Here is a 16,983-nt window from a genome sequence, read left to right as displayed (position 1 = left end):
TTTTAATTAGTCAGGACGTATGAATGCGCATTAGGACTTTTGGTCATTGTTGTTTTTTAGCCAGTCCTTTGGCGTCTGGCCGACCGTTTTTTTGAAAAAATCATTGAACACGGATTTTGAGTTAAATCCGCTTTCCAATGCCAGACCTAGAATACTTAGGTGGGTATTCCTTGTATCCTTGGCCCTATTTTGAAAATCCTTGAGTCTGTACCCATTTACAAATTCATAGAAGTTTTTATGGAGTATCTCGTTTAAAAGCCATGATAACTTATTAGGATGCAAACCTACCTTATCCGCCAAACCCTTGAGCCCCAATTTTGGCTCTAGATATAGCTTTTCCGATTCCATTAAGGCCACTAGTTTTTCTGTGGATTCTTCCGCTTCCTGTCTTGTAAGCCGAATACTTTTGGTTTTATCGGGGCCAGATGTTATGATGTTGCTTTTGGGACAAAAGCTTAGCACGATTTCCCGAAACGTTTCATTACCATGAAGCGGCTTTAGCCAAGGGTCGTATTTTAAATAGAGTACTTGGCCCATTCTATTTTCTACCTTTTCGCGAAGAAGCTTTAGCGCTTCATCATATTTTTTCCTATACACGAATACGTATAGATCCCATGCGAGCAGCGGTTTAAACTCAGAGGTGTAAACATTTTGCAGTAAACCATCCTCAAAGTCCTGATTGTGATGTACCAATCTATATATCGCGTAAAACAATTTGCTGAAGTCCGTATTGAAGTAGTCCAGCGAACTTCTAAATGTATCTTCATGGCCCAATAAGATCGCACAAGATATGCGCAACTCTTGTGATATTGAAAACGTTGGGTCTATGGCAATACCTCTATCCAAAACAGTTATGGCTTCCGATAGTTGATCTTGTAAAAATAGAATCTGTGCCTTGGTGTAGTAGTGTGTCGGTGATAAAGGATTGATCTCAATACTGGATTCAATATATTTTTTTGCCAAAAGGAAATTACCGACCAAGGCATTCATTTCACTCATAAACTCATTGTTGGAAGCGTCCTGGGGGAGCATTTCGTAAGCCCTGTACAATGATTTATAGGCTTTGTCAAACTCCCACAATCCCCAAAACAAATGTTTGGCTATACTGTAATATCGGATACTGGACTCAATTTTGAGCATATTCCCGGTATTAAAAAAATGGTTCACCCGCTTAAAGGCCTCTTCTTTTTTCATGGTTCCCCAGGAACCCAAAAAACTATAGCTTAATCCAGCTCCAAAATACGGTAAATCAAACGTCGGGTCTGCCGCTATGCTCTTTTCATACTCCTTGGCGGCATTGGCAAAACCCGTCATATCCCAAGTATTGTATAATTGTTTTGCCTTTAGGTAATGCTGGTAGGCGGCAACATTCCTGGTACTCACTTTAATGAGCTGTTCACCGACATCCAGATGACCGTAGTTTTCCCGTATTTTATCCACTATTAAAAGGCTAATTTCATCCTGTAGTTCGAAAATTTCGGTAAGCTGTCTGTCAAAAGTTTCGGACCAGATATGAAATCCATCCGAGGTTCTGATAAGTTGTGCCGTAATCCGAATTTTATCCTTGGACTTTCGTATACTACCTTCTAAAATAAGGCTGACATTTAATCGTTTGCCAATTTTACGAACATCCTGATTAACATTCTTATACGCAAAAGACGACGTTCTTGCTATTACTTTTAAACCTGAAACTCCAGTAAGGGAATTAATGATTTCTTCGGTCAATCCGTCCGAAAAACATTCATTATCGGGATCGGTACTCATATTGGTAAAAGGGAGGACCGCTATGGATTTAGGATTTATCAAAACTGTTAAGATTGATCATCTAGTTGTTACCAGCCTATGTACACGTGCATCATCGATTTGGAGAAATATACACATTGATTTCAAAGCTCCTAGCAAAATAGTACAATTTATTTCTATTTCTCCCTTCCTTCACATAAGTAGGGGTTTGTTCCGTCCCCAAAGAAAAGCCTATAAAAGGGCAAACTCGTTCTTAGGTAAGCGTGCATGTCCAGACTTGGTGTTGGAATGGGTGTTTAGGTTTTACCGGTTCGATCCCTACGTTCGTCGGACGCAATATGAGGGGAGAACCTTTTAAAATAACCCTTTAGGTGAACAAGTAATCTAAATAACAAAAGGATTCTTTCAAGGGTCCCCTCCTTATATCTTAAGGAGGGGTGGCGATAGCCAGGGAGGTTTCAAAAAAACGACCCCGTCCTAAGACGGGGCCGAATCGCACTAAAAACCTCACTCCTGATCCCAAATTAATAGGAGGTCCTATTTATCGTCTGCCTATTCCTTGATCAATTTTCCACGGTAAGTCCTTCCATTTTGGAAATCCATAATGGTATACACATACATTCCGGGATGTAGCCCCGGTACCTCCAAACGTACCGCACTATTGTTTTGTTGGGTGCCCAGGTTATCTTGGTACACCATTTGTCCACTAAGGTTTGTTAGGTTTACCGTTACCCATTCCGTTTCGGTGGGTAGGGTTACCACCGTATATTCGATAAATGGATTGGGATAGTGTTTTAGCTCCAAGTACTCAACAATCGGGTCTACCCCTACACTTTCCACGGAATCAAAATTCACCAGGATTACCGTTTCATCCGTTTCCTCTTCTTGGGTCTCCTCCTCTTCTTCAGGGATATCTGAAGTGGTGAGTGCCATACCCCCTATTTCTAGGGCAAACGGTGCATAGGTTTGGTAATCTCCCTGTACGGAGAATACAATGGTCTTCACTTGGGTAAAGTTCATGGATTTGCCTTCATGGTTTCTAAAGTCGGTGAGAGCAATACTTTGGTCCATAGCATCGGTATGGGGCTCCAAGGCAAACCGCAATCGCTCTTCCCATCGGTCTGTGGCATCCGTTACCAAGCTTACCTCTATGGGTCTGTCATTTTGAATATTGAACTGTAAAAAGTTATAGTCGGAAATATCTAGTTGCAAATCCCCGGCCAATAGGTTTCGGAAAATATTTATGGTTTCCCGTACCTCGCCTTTTGCACTTACACTTCGCTCTATGGAATGACCTTCTTGCGATATTCCCCCTGCATGTTCCTTAATTTCGAATTCGGCAATGGCATCCATATTGGGGTTCATATCGGCGCCCCAGGGACCGTCCGCCAAATACATGGCATCATATTGATAGGAATTCTCGGCCAATATGGATATGCCTATATCGAACAAATATCCGGTATCCACGATCACTTCTTCCTCCCAGGCACCGCTTAGGGTAATCATCTTGTTCAGATTACGTTCCTTCTCGTGCTCGTGCACCTTATAATTTCCATCGATATTCAACCAACTTGCGCCCACTTTGTTCACCACATTTAGGTGTAGCTTCCCCTCCTTGTAGTAGCCATTTTTGATAAAGACCGTTGGGAGAATATCCGCTCCTTCAAATGACTTCAATTCTTTCTGCTGTGTTAGGGTATTTAGAATATGATTCACCAAAGTGGTCACCTGGCCCATGCTATTGCCCCAAACCTGAAAGTTGCGATAGTCCCCTTTGGGATAGGCATCCAGATTCCATAAGCTATAGAGACGTTGTGCCGCTCCTTCATTCTTAATCGAGAAGGTCAAGGCATACTCCACAGATCCATTGGCCCGCTGCAATTGGGAATAGACCAGTTCATGACCTTGAAGGGTAACGGTACGGACATCCAATAATTGGGAGTCGTTCAAACGATCACAAATGGTTTTGGTGTGGTTATACACTTTACCCTTGGTCTCAGTAGCCAGGGCCGCAGAAACGCGACTAGCCCCTTCATAATAGTCTATGGAAAAGATGTTTTCCGCATTGGTGATATTCAACAAATCTTCCGGACTGGAGACATAGGTGGTCTCGGTACCGAACATACCGGAGGAAGGGAAATAGGCGTCCAATTCCCCAGATCTGGCACCGAGGGATTTATACGTCCTTTTGTCATATTTGCTTTGCCTTTTCTTGGTGTTCTTAAAGCTATTGGTCTTGTTGCGGTCAAAATTTCGCTTTGCAATCAAACGGGCCAGGTCTCCATTACTTTCCAAACCACCGTCATTTCCCGAACTTACGGGGGCATGGTCCGTTATTTCATTGTAATTGGTAGTTTCAATGGCCGTATAGGGGTTGGCTGTAATATAAAACAAGGCATCGTTAAAGTCTTGATCACAACTGGCATAGTCCCTTCGGATATCCTCAAATCCCAGGATAATCCGCTCGTTGTCCGGATCATTCAACAGTACGTTATGGTAGCGGAGGCTTTCTTCTGGCTCCGGATTAAAGTCAATACCGGAATGTAATTGCCAAAGGCCTGAAGTAACATAACCTTTCCATCCATTGGCCAAAAGCACCCATCCGATTGCCGTGCCTTCGGGGAAGGTTCCAATCTTTACCTTATGCCCAACTTCTAGGCTCCCACCGCTATTCTTTGCCGAAACATTCGGGAAAATAATGGTAATATCTTCAGCTTCCGGTTTTTGAGGATTTGGATCATTGGCCTCATAGGTGTAAAAGCCAAGTACATTCCTATAACCGGCACCCTCACCTACAAAGGTGACCCAAACTTCGGCACCTTCATTTAATACGATGTCCGTATCATAACCCGAAGTAATATACTGTGGATTGTAATCCGGGACGGGAAATCCCTCGGGAAGGGCTTCCGATATCAGATCCAAGGTCTCCTGGGACACCTCGTCCTTTTCATCAAAATACAATGGGGTACCGTCCGAGGTATATTCCCCCAAGAAATTATAGTTCTGGCTGTAACCCGTGCCGAGCAAGGTCAAAGTTGCCAATAGAAGTAAAATATTTTTCATACGAAGTAGGTTTTGGTTTATGGGACAAATATCCGAATGACAATATGTGATTTATACTGGGTTTCGGTAGATGGTCATTTGCCGTAGTTGAACCGTCTGTCTTTGTAGATGAGACATTTGCAAGTGAATAACGTTGATTTTCAGGGATAAAAAAAGCGCCTCTAAGGGCGCCTTTTATGCAATGAAAGCTATTTACAGCAAGCCCGCCATAGACAAAGCTACTCCTACAACTACGGAGCTTATTACGGTCTTAAGTCCGGTTACCAACGCTTTCAACACAAGGACAAGTAAAAAAGTTTTCATACGATATGGATTTAAGGTTATACATCTTTTTTAGAATACCTCAAATATACCTATAGAAATGACCCTGATACGGCCAGGATAGGTCAATGGTACTTAGCTATAGACGAATCGTAGTTTTCCTAAGCGGAGTAGATTTACAAAAGGTTCAATCGGCGCATCAACTCGGGTCTATTGGAGCGGCTTATGGGAATGACGTTCTTTTCGATAAGGACGCTATTATCCTCAATATCAATAATTTTTGTGAAGTTGATGATATAGGATCGATGAATTTGCAGAAAGAGATGATCGGGTAGTTTTTCCTTTATCTTTTTCAAGGTGGTATGTACATGATATTCTTCCTTTTCGGTCTTAATGTCAATGTAATCCCCCTTGGCCTCGACCATCAAGATCTCGCCCAACTTTAGTTTAATCAATCTACGGTCAATATTGATGTAGAGATCATCCCCCATTTCTGCCGATGGTTCCGTAACTGATACTTTGGGTTGTTGGGTCAAGGAATTTTTAATCTTCCCTATACACTTTTCAAAACGCTCGCTGGTAATAGGTTTGACCAGATAATCTACAATGGCCTCATATTCATAGGAAGCAATGGCAAAGTCGGTATCCGAAGTAGTCAGGACCACCTTGGGTGGATTTTTTAAGGTCTGTACAAAATCTATTCCGCTAAAGCCCGGCATATGAATATCCAGAAAAACTACATCGATATCCAGCTGATTTAAAAACTTAATGGCGTCAATGGCATTGTCAAACTCCTCAATAACGTCCAATTCGGGAATCTTGGAACAAAGCTGGTTTACGATGGCCCTTGCGGCCGCTTCATCATCGATAATAATACAGTTCATGCTAAATGGTTTTTAAGAAATCTTCTATTGTATTCAAGATTTTATTGAAACCGGAATACATATCAGTGCGGCCCGCTCTAAGTTCTTCCTCATACTTAACGGCAAACGTATAGGCTTTCTCCATGCTTAGAATGTTAAACTTGTGCTTTAGTTTATGAACGATTTCCGCTGCGGCCCTAGGTTCATGATTTTGAATGGATTTATAATAGATATTCGTCTCCACTGGAAACTCATCCTTTAAAATTTTGATAAACTTTTGCTCAAAGGCCAAATCATCTCCGGCAAGCTCTTTTATATAGGTAAGGTTGGGTTTCTCTTGCATATCATTTCTTTAACGTAAAATAAAAGGTGGTACCGCAACCGACTTCGCTGTCCAGCCAAATTTTTCCTTCATAGAGGTCTATGATCTTTTTTACGATCGAAAGGCCAATTCCCGTAGAACGTTCCTCGCTACCAATGGATTGGAAAATCTTGAAAATCTTTTCATGGTATTCCGTGGGGATGCCCACACCATTATCCTTAATGCTAAATTCCCAATGGGTCTTTCTATCCACGGAACTTATTTCCACCAGACCCTCTTCCGCTTCGATGTTGACCACTGCATTACTTATCAGATTTTGAAAAAGCTGATGTATCTGGGTCTTGTCCGCACTGATTGTAGGTAAAGGATTCATAATGATCACATTCACATTGTCCGGCACAAAAATGATTTCCCGTATTTCTTGTACCACAATATTGAGGTCTACGGTGGTAGTATCCAAGGTATCGTTGTTGATACTAGAATATTTGAGGATACCGTCGATCAGGTTGTCCATACCCTCTATCTTTTCCTGTATTTGCTGAAGGTTGAATTTTCCATTATCATCCAAAACATCGTGATAATCTTCCGTTAGCCAACTGGAAAGGGCACTAATACTCCGAAGGGGGGATTTCAAGTCGTGGGATACGATATGCGCATATTCCTGTAGACCTTGGTTGCTCTTTTCCAGTTCTTGCAATAGCTTTTCCTTTTGCAGTTCCAGTTGCTTTTGGTTTGTGATATCCAGGTGAATACCGATGGAACCGATTACATTTTTGGCATCGTCATATCGGGGTGCCCCACTTATCAGCCAATGCCGGGTAGAGCCGTTTTTATGCTGTACCTCTATTTCATAGGAATCCGAAATACCTTTGAGCCGCTTGTCCGTCATTTCTTCAATAACCCCCCTATTCTGTACCTTTAGGACATCCGTGGCCGGCCGGCCTAAAAGCTCTTCTTCGGCAAATCCGCTCATTTTGGAAAAACTCTGGTTGGTCAATTGAATGATTCCGTTATTGTCCACCTCTATCAATCCCAGATTCATATTGGCGATAATATTGCTGTATTTTTCCTTTTCGGCTTCCAGATTCTTCTTGAAATTCTTACGTATGGTAACATCTTGGTAGGTCCATAAGTGACCTTTATATACCCCATTGTTGAATATGGGGATATAATCCCGTTCCAAAATTCTTCCGTCTACCATTTCCAGTTCATCGGAAAGTACAAGTTTCCGTTGCTTAAGAATGGCTTCAATCCTTGAAACGAAACCATTTTGGTCCTTGAAATGTATCTTGTTCTGTTCCGCGGCATCACTACAGTCCGCACCTTTTAAACTTTCGGGAGCTACAGGTATTTTGAAAAGGGAACAGAACATTTGATTGGTCAAGGCTATTTTTCGGTTTTCATCTTCCAACAATACCCCGGTCTGTAGGTTGGCAATTAAAGTGGAAAGCCTGTTCTCCGAAGCCTTGAGCTGTTCCTCTGCCTCTACTTCCTTGGAAATATCCTCTATCAAGGCCACTTGGTATTCCATTTTCCCGTGGGAATCCTTAACGGCACTTACGGATGTCTTGGCCAATAAAACGGAGCCATCTTTTTTACGGTATCTTTTAATGATAACGAACTTATCCAAATTCCCCTGGTTCATCTTCTCCATCATTTTCTGGGTATCATCATCGTTATCGGGAACCGAAATATCCCGTATGGACATACCGTTCAATTCATCGGAATCATAGCCCAATAATTCGCTAAAGGTGGTGTTGGCCTTAATGATTTTTCCCTTATCCGCAAGCACAATACCCAATGGAGAGTTCTCCACGATGATATCCAGTTGTTTTTTTTGTTCCCCCAACAAATCCTTGATTTCCATTTCCCGTGTAATGTCCCTTATAATGCCCTGTGCGGCTATGGGTTTATGCACTTTGTCGTAAATAAGACTACTATTGATCTGTACCCATTTTACGGATCGATCCTTGACCCGTATTTTGGCCCGGTAGTTTTTAAGGGTACCCACTTCCAATAAGGATTTAAAGGATTCCACAGTATACTGAACGTAATCCGGGTGTACCAATTTCGAAAGATTAATGGGTTCCAGACTATGGTCATACCCCAAAAAGTCCTTTGCAGAAGCATTCATGTTGATGACATTGAACTCTAGGTCCATTACCACATAGGGGTCGATAATACCAATAAAAGCACCATCCATTTCCGAGGCGGTTTCGGAAAGAAGGTTTTCCAGCTTACTATTGGCCTGTTTTAAATGGCGGGTTACATCATATAGTTCCTTGGATTTTTCCTCCAAAATCCGTTCCGCCTGTTGGCGTGCCTTTTTTTGCCGTTCAAGCGCTTTTTTGAGAAGAACAACCTCCTTACTGTCCATTTTGGACAATGTCGAATTTAACTTCGGTGCCATCTTCCTTTAAAAGTTGGTAGGTAATGTCCGCCTTGCCGTTAAAGTGTTCAAATGTCTTTTCTATCAACCCATGGGCCAACCTGTATAATCCCCGGGATGAGGAATAGATCATGGAAATTGAAGTTTCCGTCTTTTCCAAAATCTTGAAGGTGGGCAATTCGGCATCCGGGTAGAGCTTTTTTACATGTACGTGGATATGGTCCTCAATGGAATATAAAAGTCCTAAAGGTGATTTATAGCTTTGGATCACTTCTGGATGGGCCTTGCCCAAGCTGCTAAAAAGATAGAGTCCAAAAGTGTAAATAAGATCTCCGACAGGGATATCCACTTCTTGGCTTAGACCGGTAATAAGACTTACCATTTCATTAAAATCGTAGGTGCCCACTGAGGTATATATTCCTTCCGAAGGCAAATTGGCTTTTTCAATAATGGTATCTACCGTCTCCAGACCAAATTTGGATTCGACCATTTCCAAAAACTCCGTAAAAACAATTCCTTTCATTTTGATTTAATTTCAAAATTAAAAGTAAGAAAAGTATCACCCAATGCAGAAAAATTGTTGTGAAACCGGGATTTCTGTTAGCCTTTTACCAGTTCGTTGGCTTCCCAATACGCTAAAACCTTTTGAAGTTTGGATTGGTATTGCTCATATTTTAAGGGCTTTATGACGTATCCTGCAATTCCGATCTTATAACACTCCAGTAAATCGGCCCGGTTTTCGGAAGTTGTGAGGATAATTGTAGGAAGGTATTTTAAGGTATCGTGCGCCTTGAGAATTTTCAGGAATTCAATCCCGCTCATTCTGGGCATATTCAGGTCCAGAAGGATAATATCTGGGAGAGCATCATCGGACCCAAGTTTTTGTAAGGCTTCCTCGCCATTTCTTGCTTCAGTAATAACGTGCTTCAGCTTAAGTTTTGAAACCGTTCGTCTCAACTTCATAAGCTCAATATTATCATCTTCGATAAATAGGATATTCATGTTTTTGTGCTTTGGAATTCCGTGATAAATTTCAAAATTTTAAAGGCCTTTGCCGTGGTAATGTAGACGGATGAACAATTCCCGTAGATGAATGGTAGATAGGTTTAGGTGAATGAAAAGTAGAAAACGAACAATCGGATTCCCGATGGCCCTCAATTTATACGGTCTCCATTCAATCAAGATGGGAGATCATTCAAACCGAAACCCTTAGGGGTTAGGCAAGAATATCCTTTACTACATGTCCGTGTACATCGGTAAGTCGATATCTCCTTCCTTGATGTTTAAAGACCAACCGCTCATGATCAATGCCCAACTGATTCAAAAGTGTGGCTTGAAAATCATGTACATGGACCGGGTTTTCGACAATGTTGTAACCAAAGGGATCAGTCTTTCCATAGACCATCCCTGGTTTGATGCCCCCACCGGCCATCCACATGCTAAAACTTCTTGGGTGGTGGTCCCTGCCATAATTATCCTTCGTTAACTTTCCTTGGGAAAAACTAGTCCTTCCAAACTCACCTCCCCAAACTACCAGGGTATCTTCCAAAAGGCCGCGTTGCTTTAAATCCTTCACCAAAGCCGCAGATGCCTGATCTGATGATCGGGCCATTTTTACGATTTCCTTGGGAAGATTGCCATGTTGGTCCCAACCCATATGATACAGTTGGATGAAGTTCACATCGCGTTCCGCCAATCTTCTGGCCATAAGGCAATTGTAGGCATAGGTACCAGGAATACGGGCGTCTTTACCATACATATCGAAGATATAATCGGGTTCTTGGGAAAGATCGGCAATTTCCGGAACGCTGGCCTGCATACGATAGGCCATTTCATATTGACTAATTTTTGAATCGATTTCGGGATCGCCCCATACCTTCTTTTGTTCGTCCTCCAGTTGGGAAAGGTAGTCCAACTCGCGTCTCCTACTCTGCTGGTCTATTCCCATAGGATTGCTCAAATACAAAACGGGATCAGAACCCGACCTGAATTGCACCCCTTGGTGATGTGATGGCAAAAAACCACTATTCCAGGCCTGCATATTCAGGTTTTGCGCACTGTCCTTCCCTCTCGATAGAAGGACGATGAAAGAAGGCATGTTATCATTGGAACTCCCAAGTCCATAGCTCATCCAGGAACCCATGCTCGGTCTTCCAACCTGTTGTGAACCGGTCTGCATAAAAATCACCGCCGGTTCGTGGTTTATGGCTTCGGTATACATGGAATTGACCATGCAGATATCTTCTGCAACCCCGGAAGTGTGCTTCATCAATTCACTGAAATATCCCCCTGTTTTTGAATGTTGTTGAAATTTAAACTTGGATCCTACCAATGGAAAACTGGACTGAGCGGCAAGCATACCGGATACGCGCTGACCATTTCTAACGGAGTCCGGAATTTCCTCTCCCCAGCGTTTCATCAACTCGGGCTTATAATCAAAAAGCTCAAACTGACTAGGCCCACCACTTTGAAAGAGATAAATGACCCTTTTGGCCCTTGGGGTATGGTGCGGACCCGAAAGGACTCCGCCATTGTTTAAGGTAGCCGCCTTAATATCCTTAGAGCCCGGGGAGGCCAATAGATCCGGAAAAATTAAGCTGCCCAGGGCTAGACTGCCCAATCCTCGGCTTGTAGTCCGAAGGAATTCTCTTCTATTCTGCAGGTACTTTGCTTGTTGGATGTCCTTGCTGTAATCCATAGTTCTAGTTTTTGTAATAGGCCTCCGTGGAATTTAAGACCGTATTGGCTACCCGGGCCAATGCCGCATTTTCTATCATGGGAATCTCCGGGGCGGGACCCATCTCCCCGATACTTAAATATTTCCTTGCTTCCGTGGGTTTGGAGACGAAATAGTCTTTCTCTTCATGATACTGTCGGGTCAATATATTCTTTTCCTGTTGCGTTGGCGTCCTTCCGATCAATGCGATAAAAACGCCATCAATAGCTCCAGGAAGATCAAACGATGTCTCTTTCCATATTTTTTCGGAAAGTACCCTGCAAGCCTCAATAACCTGCGGGCTGTTCAACAGTACCAGTGCCTGGAGCGGTGTATTGCTACGTTGCCTTTCCACTTGGCATTCACTTCGGTTGGAGGCATCAAAAACCAGCATACCCGGTGCAGGAACGTTCCGTTTCCAAAAAGTGTAAAGGCTACGCCGATACAATCCGTTTTCATAATCCACTTCATAATCCGGGAAAAAGGCATGTGTTATCGTTTCTCTCCATAGACCTTCGGGTTGGTATGGGAACACCGATTCTCCACCAATTTTTGGTTCAAGAAGGCCACTGGCTGCCAGCACATTATCCCTTACCATTTCCGCGGACCTGCGGTATCTTGGGCTTCTTGCCAAGAGTATGTTGTCCGGGTCAATGTCCTTTAGGTCCTCCCGTACAACGGAAGATTGCTTGTACGTGGCCGATGTTACCATTTGCCGGACCAATCGTTTTACGTCCCATCCATTTTCCATAAAATCCACGGCCAACCAGTCCAAAAGCTCAGGATGACTTGGCAAAGCACCCTGATTACCAAAGTCTTCATTGGTGGAGACCAACCCCTTGCCGAACATTAAATACCATATTTGATTTACGGCTACGCGGGCCGTTAACGGATTGTCTTCATGCACCAACCATTTTCCCAGACCGTACCGATTACGGGGCAAATCTTCCGGCCATGGTAGAATAGTTGCAGGGACATCACGCTCCACCTTATCGGTCGGGGCATCATATTGGCCACGATCCAAAATATAGGTGGGCCGCTCCTTATCCAAATCGCCCATCACCATAATCTCCTGAACGGTATCCATCGTCTCCACCTCACTCAGTTGAATTTCGCGCAAAGCGTCCCGTTCCTTTTTTAGCTTTTCATCCAGGTGCAGCGCATAAAATTCCGTTGCCACTTCTGATGTGGAAGCCATGGCTTGTTGGAACGACTCCCTCCCAAGTTTTTCGTCATATAAATATTGGGCCATGAGTTGGCCTGCTTCCACGTTTAGAATACGGACATCATCCAAAAAGCCGCCATCAAAATGCTGATCATAGTGGCTGGCCCCTAAAATAAGGCCTTGATAATGCATATATACCGTAGCACGCTTGTCCGTATAGGGTTTTGTGGATCTGAGCACGTTGTTCCGGAGTATTTCCGGATCCTTTAACTGCCCATTTTGATATACTTTCATGCCCTTGGCATTACTAGAGCCATCATAGGTCCACACAAAATGCTGCCATTGGTTTAATGGCAATTCTTCCTTTAATCGCAAATCCAGGGATTGATAGGGATGGGCATGGCTTAACCTAAAGGACAACCTTGTACTATCCAAAACCACATCCCAACCTCGGTAGCCCTGTATGCGTCCGTTACCGTTATAGAAAACACGGGCCTCGTCGAACTTCTTAGGGGTTTTGATCCAAAAGCTTACGGTAAAGGGTTCGGTTCTCTCAAAACTGATTCTGCTTCCGTCTGCAATGAGTTGTCCTTCCTGATATTCCAATGCCAGACCTTTCTTCCCTGGGACAAAGGCATGCCCATAGTATTTTGCATCCTTGGAACCTTTCGCGCGGTCTTGGCTTACTCCATTTGCCGATTGGTCAAAATCAAGATGTACCATGATGGCATTATCTACGATTCCTTCCATGACTTCAACGGAGGGATTGGAACTTGCCCATTCCTGGGCCAATGGCTTCCTTTTTAGTACTTCTTTCTGAATATTGGACGATTTCGTTTTGATTTCACGCTTTAGGAATTCCCATAGTTTCGCGACACTTTCGTCCCCAGGCACGGGCATTACAGGTCCTGCGTTCATGGAAAGCTCAGGAGGGGCATCATTTCCATTCTCAATGGAGTTATATGCAAATATGGCATCCCCTCTCTCCACCGTACTATTGAAGAAGCTAAACAGCTCAAAATAATCCTTTTGGGATATGGGGTCGTATTTGTGATCGTGGCATCGGGCACAAGCTACGGTGAGGCCCATAAAGGCCGTACCAATGGTATTGGTCCGATCGGCGACATACTCCACCCTGAATTCCTCTGGTATAACCCCGCCCTCGGAATTTTGCTTGTGCAGACGATTAAATGCCGTGGCCAACCTTTGCTCAGGTGTACTTTCGGGAATTTGGTCACCTCCCACCTGCCAAAGAATAAAATCGTCATAGGATAAATTTTTGTTGTAAGCTTCAATGACCCAATCGCGATAGGGCCACATCTCATGGTGAAAGTCATCCAGATACCCTTCGCTATCCGCAAAACGGGCCACATCCAGCCAATGTGCCGCCATGCGTTCCCCATATGAAGGCAGTCCCAAGAGGCTATCGACCAATCTTTCGTAGTAATCCGGGGTACTATCGGCCATAATACGTTTTACCTCTTCCACGGAGGGCGGTAGCCCGGTCAGATCAAAATACAGCCTACGTATCAATATTTCACGCCGCGCCATTGGGGAAGGTTCAATATCGTTTTCTTCCAGTTTGGCCATTATAAACTGGTCGATTTCATTACGGGCCCAATCCTTGCCCGCTTCGGGAACTTTCTTTTTTTCGGGTTTGGTAAAGGCCCAATGAGGTTTGTATTCGGCACCTTGTTCTATCCATTTGCTGATATACGCAATCTCTGTAGGACTAAGGGTGAGGTTCGATTCCGGCGGAGGCATCACCTGATCCGGATCGGTCGCCACCATCCGATGATAGACCTCACTTTTTCTCAGGCTCCCCGGTTTAATGGCAACCCCCGCTCCCGAGTGTAAGGCAGCATAAGCCGAATCGGCGATATCCAATCTCAAATTGGCCTTCTGATTATTCTTGTCCGGTCCATGGCAGGCGAAACACCTATCGGAAAGGATGGGCTTAATATGATAGTTAAAATCGATGACCTTAGGCAGCTTGGTCTCGGCCAATTCAACTTCCTTAGGTTTGTCCACTCCACAACCTGTAACAAGCGTGACCAGGAACACTAACAGCAAGTAAGTTTTTCCCTTGTATATTTCTTTTATGTCCCCCATAGATCAACTTAGTCAAATATCAACACCGCCAGTACTTGCCAAAAAGTATGACAATCAGATGTTAAAAATCCGGTAACCCCGATAACTCAATAAAAGAGAAATCATCCTATTTACATGGTCAATTTGATAACGTACTTCCATTCTATAAAGATGAAATCTTGACCATGTTCCTTATTCCAATTATTCCGAGGTCAGTGTAACTTCAATGTTCCTTAATTATCAAAAACCAAATCCAATTATCCGAACGATCTATGAAAATACTTTGTTATATTTGCCTTCATTTTCCACCGAGCGCACGTGGCGGAATTGGTAGACGCGCTAGCTTGAGGGGCTAGTGGCCATTAGGCCGTGGAAGTTCGAGTCTTCTCGTGCGCACCTCAAGTGCCGTGGCAAAATTTGCCATGGCATTTTTTATTTCTCGTCTTTTCTAGCACAAAAAAAATCTACAATCTTCTGACTTTAACATTTCTAAACCACACTCCCGCACCATGGTCCTGAAGACCTAGATAACCATCATTAGCTTTACCATAGTCCGGGAAATCGTTCCATTTCCCGCTATTCCTTTTCTCTTTCCAATCATCCGAGAACTTATTAAAGGTTACGATTTTCTGACCATTGAGCCAGTGTTCCACCTCTCCTTTATTGAATACTATCTTAGAGGAATTCCACTCCCCTATTGGCTTTAACATCTTTTTATCCTTATCGGCCACATGCATGGCATAGTTTGCCCCAGTTTTTTGCCAATTCTCTATGGGCTCGGAAAATCCCTCATCATCCAACAATTGATATTCCGCTCCGGTTTCGTAAGGTGCCTTATATATCTTGTCCTCCACCACATGATAAAAAATACCGCTATTGCCTCCATCCGTAATCTTCCATTCCAAGCTCAGTTCAAAATTATCATAGGTATCTTTGGTGATGATATCCCCACCAATATCCCCTCCTGTTCCGTAGCATTCGATAATATCATCTTTGAACTGCCAATTATCAGGAAGTGCATCTTCGTTATAACCTCTCCACAAACTGGCGTCCATCAAGGAAATCCAGTCATCATTCTCTTTAACCACCTTCTCGGAAGCTGTCCGTGTTTCAATGTCCTTCTTCTGCTGTTTGCAGGAAACCAACATCATTAAAACCAGGCAAATTAAACTGCATACCCTATTCATTTTCATTCTTTATGTTGTTATTATTTTTTAAAAAGCTTTGTATCAATATTTTATTAAGTACTGAATGCACAATTTAACACAATCCCTTGGCAAGAAGTTGTACGGACAAGCTAAATATATCAATTTATTGAAAAAATGGACCATGATCTTTACATCTTTCTTATTATTTTATCAAAATGATGGTCATTTTTACTGAAATTTTAACAATCAGTTGGTACAAGTGCTTATATTTAATTGTAAATTTGTTTAAACTTTTCATATAAAGTATGAACAATGTAAAAAAGTTCTTTAGCATTCGAGATTTGGAAAATCTATCCGGAATAAAGGCTCATACCATACGTATCTGGGAAAAACGATACGGATTACTGTCACCGGAAAGAACAAGTACCAATATTAGGACCTATAGTCTTAGCAGCCTTCAAAAACTATTAAACGTTACATTGCTGTACAACAATGGCTATAAAATATCTAAAATAGCCAAGATAGATGAGCAGGACATTCCTCTTAAAGTTAAGGAAATTGTAGCAAAGAACAGTGTTAAGAACCATGCCATCAATGCTTTTAAATTGGCTATGGTAAACTTTGACCAAACCCTTTTTCTTAATACCTATAATGGCCTTTTGGCGGACAAATCCTTTCGTGAGATTTTTTATGATGTATTCATTCCGCTATTGAACGAACTGGGACTACTTTGGCAAACGGATACCATTAGTCCGGCTCATGAACATTTTATTACCAGTCTAATCAAACAGAAAATCCTTATCAACACAGAAAAGCTCCAGCATTTGGAGCCAACCAAAACCGATAAAATATTCGTACCATTTCTACCAGAAAACGAAATTCATGAAATAGGTCTTTTGTATTTGAATTACGAAATTATCCTACGAGGGTATAAATCGATTTATTTAGGGCAGACCGTACCATTGGAAACCCTAAAGGATGTCATAAAATATTTTAATGACCTCTACTTTGTTTCCTATTTTACCGTAGCTCCCACCAAGGACAAGCTTCAAAAATATGTTGAGGAATTCTCTGAAATGGTAGCTGAATATGAAAAACCAAGATTATGGGTATTGGGCCACCAAACCCGATATCTAAGGGAAGAGGGTCATCCCGATTTTATTAAGACTTTCACCTCTATAGAACAGGTGGTCAATGAATTATAACTGAACTAGAGTCCCCT

The 16,983-nt window shown here is 42.7% G+C and carries 11 protein-coding genes and 1 tRNA gene; 2 read left to right on the top strand and 10 right to left on the bottom strand.

Annotated features, from left to right (window positions below):
* Nucleotides 1-30: 30 nt before the first annotated feature.
* The 9 genes from ACP2AF_RS12310 to ACP2AF_RS12270 all read right to left on the bottom strand — a co-directional run bounded on the left by ACP2AF_RS12310 (nucleotide 31) and on the right by ACP2AF_RS12270 (nucleotide 14,634).
* Nucleotides 31-1,806, bottom strand: a complete 1,776-nt coding sequence (locus tag ACP2AF_RS12310) for a helix-turn-helix domain-containing protein (protein WP_425236455.1) — start codon at nucleotides 1,804-1,806, stop codon at nucleotides 31-33.
* A gap of 489 nt (nucleotides 1,807-2,295) precedes the next feature.
* Complete coding sequence (locus ACP2AF_RS12305; protein ID WP_425236454.1) at nucleotides 2,296-4,806, bottom strand: DUF4114 domain-containing protein; 2,511 nt, start codon at nucleotides 4,804-4,806, stop codon at nucleotides 2,296-2,298.
* Between the two features lie 437 nt (nucleotides 4,807-5,243).
* Nucleotides 5,244-5,951: a LytR/AlgR family response regulator transcription factor gene (locus tag ACP2AF_RS12300; RefSeq protein WP_425236453.1), complete on the bottom strand. Its 708-nt coding sequence runs from the start codon at nucleotides 5,949-5,951 to the stop codon at nucleotides 5,244-5,246.
* Nucleotide 5,952: 1 nt separating this feature from the next.
* Nucleotides 5,953-6,273, bottom strand: coding sequence for an Hpt domain-containing protein (locus tag ACP2AF_RS12295; RefSeq protein WP_425236452.1), 321 nt, complete (start codon nucleotides 6,271-6,273; stop codon nucleotides 5,953-5,955).
* Nucleotide 6,274: 1 nt separating this feature from the next.
* A complete protein-coding gene (locus tag ACP2AF_RS12290; protein ID WP_425236451.1) occupies nucleotides 6,275-8,629 on the bottom strand; it encodes a PAS domain-containing sensor histidine kinase in 2,355 nt (784 codons plus the stop codon).
* Nucleotides 8,619-9,164 carry a heme NO-binding domain-containing protein gene (locus tag ACP2AF_RS12285; protein WP_425236450.1) on the bottom strand — a complete coding sequence of 182 codons (546 nt, stop codon included), beginning with the start codon at nucleotides 9,162-9,164 and terminating at the stop codon, nucleotides 8,619-8,621. The genes ACP2AF_RS12290 and ACP2AF_RS12285 overlap by 11 nt, the downstream gene beginning before the upstream one ends.
* 77 nt (nucleotides 9,165-9,241) lie before the next feature.
* The gene (locus ACP2AF_RS12280) at nucleotides 9,242-9,643 is read right to left on the bottom strand and encodes a response regulator (RefSeq protein ID WP_425236449.1); all 402 of its coding nucleotides are present in this window, start codon (nucleotides 9,641-9,643) and stop codon (nucleotides 9,242-9,244) included.
* A gap of 214 nt (nucleotides 9,644-9,857) precedes the next feature.
* The gene (locus tag ACP2AF_RS12275) at nucleotides 9,858-11,339 is read right to left on the bottom strand and encodes a DUF1501 domain-containing protein (RefSeq protein ID WP_425236448.1); all 1,482 of its coding nucleotides are present in this window, start codon (nucleotides 11,337-11,339) and stop codon (nucleotides 9,858-9,860) included.
* Between the two features lie 4 nt (nucleotides 11,340-11,343).
* The gene (locus tag ACP2AF_RS12270; RefSeq protein WP_425236447.1) at nucleotides 11,344-14,634 is read right to left on the bottom strand and encodes a DUF1553 domain-containing protein; all 3,291 of its coding nucleotides are present in this window, start codon (nucleotides 14,632-14,634) and stop codon (nucleotides 11,344-11,346) included.
* Between the two features lie 291 nt (nucleotides 14,635-14,925).
* Here ACP2AF_RS12270 and ACP2AF_RS12265 point away from each other — a divergent pair.
* Nucleotides 14,926-15,009 (top strand) — tRNA-Leu (locus ACP2AF_RS12265).
* A 68-nt stretch (nucleotides 15,010-15,077) separates the two neighbouring features.
* On the opposite strand, the gene ACP2AF_RS12260 is transcribed toward ACP2AF_RS12265, so the two are convergent.
* The gene (locus tag ACP2AF_RS12260) at nucleotides 15,078-15,800 is read right to left on the bottom strand and encodes a 3-keto-disaccharide hydrolase (RefSeq protein ID WP_425236446.1); all 723 of its coding nucleotides are present in this window, start codon (nucleotides 15,798-15,800) and stop codon (nucleotides 15,078-15,080) included.
* Nucleotides 15,801-16,066: 266 nt separating this feature from the next.
* Here ACP2AF_RS12260 and ACP2AF_RS12255 point away from each other — a divergent pair, with 266 nt between their 5' ends.
* Nucleotides 16,067-16,966: a MerR family transcriptional regulator gene (locus tag ACP2AF_RS12255; protein WP_425236445.1), complete on the top strand. Its 900-nt coding sequence runs from the start codon at nucleotides 16,067-16,069 to the stop codon at nucleotides 16,964-16,966.
* Nucleotides 16,967-16,983 lie beyond the last annotated feature (17 nt).

It is taken from the genome of Ulvibacterium sp., assembly GCF_965248315.1.
Taxonomy (GTDB): domain Bacteria; phylum Bacteroidota; class Bacteroidia; order Flavobacteriales; family Flavobacteriaceae; genus Ulvibacterium.
Note: the sequence above shows the minus strand (reverse complement) of the source record. Positions and strands in the feature narration are given on the sequence as shown.

Coding starts and splice junctions, on each gene's coding strand:
- ACP2AF_RS12255 (WP_425236445.1), top strand. CDS start 16,067: ATGAACAATGTAAAAAAGTTCTTTAGCATTCGAGATTTGGAAAATCTA.
- ACP2AF_RS12295 (WP_425236452.1), bottom strand. CDS start 6,273: ATGCAAGAGAAACCCAACCTTACCTATATAAAAGAGCTTGCCGGAGAT.
- ACP2AF_RS12260 (WP_425236446.1), bottom strand. CDS start 15,800: ATGAATAGGGTATGCAGTTTAATTTGCCTGGTTTTAATGATGTTGGTT.
- ACP2AF_RS12305 (WP_425236454.1), bottom strand. CDS start 4,806: ATGAAAAATATTTTACTTCTATTGGCAACTTTGACCTTGCTCGGCACG.
- ACP2AF_RS12285 (WP_425236450.1), bottom strand. CDS start 9,164: ATGAAAGGAATTGTTTTTACGGAGTTTTTGGAAATGGTCGAATCCAAA.
- ACP2AF_RS12280 (WP_425236449.1), bottom strand. CDS start 9,643: ATGAATATCCTATTTATCGAAGATGATAATATTGAGCTTATGAAGTTG.
- ACP2AF_RS12290 (WP_425236451.1), bottom strand. CDS start 8,629: ATGGACAGTAAGGAGGTTGTTCTTCTCAAAAAAGCGCTTGAACGGCAA.
- ACP2AF_RS12275 (WP_425236448.1), bottom strand. CDS start 11,339: ATGGATTACAGCAAGGACATCCAACAAGCAAAGTACCTGCAGAATAGA.
- ACP2AF_RS12270 (WP_425236447.1), bottom strand. CDS start 14,634: ATGGGGGACATAAAAGAAATATACAAGGGAAAAACTTACTTGCTGTTA.
- ACP2AF_RS12300 (WP_425236453.1), bottom strand. CDS start 5,951: ATGAACTGTATTATTATCGATGATGAAGCGGCCGCAAGGGCCATCGTA.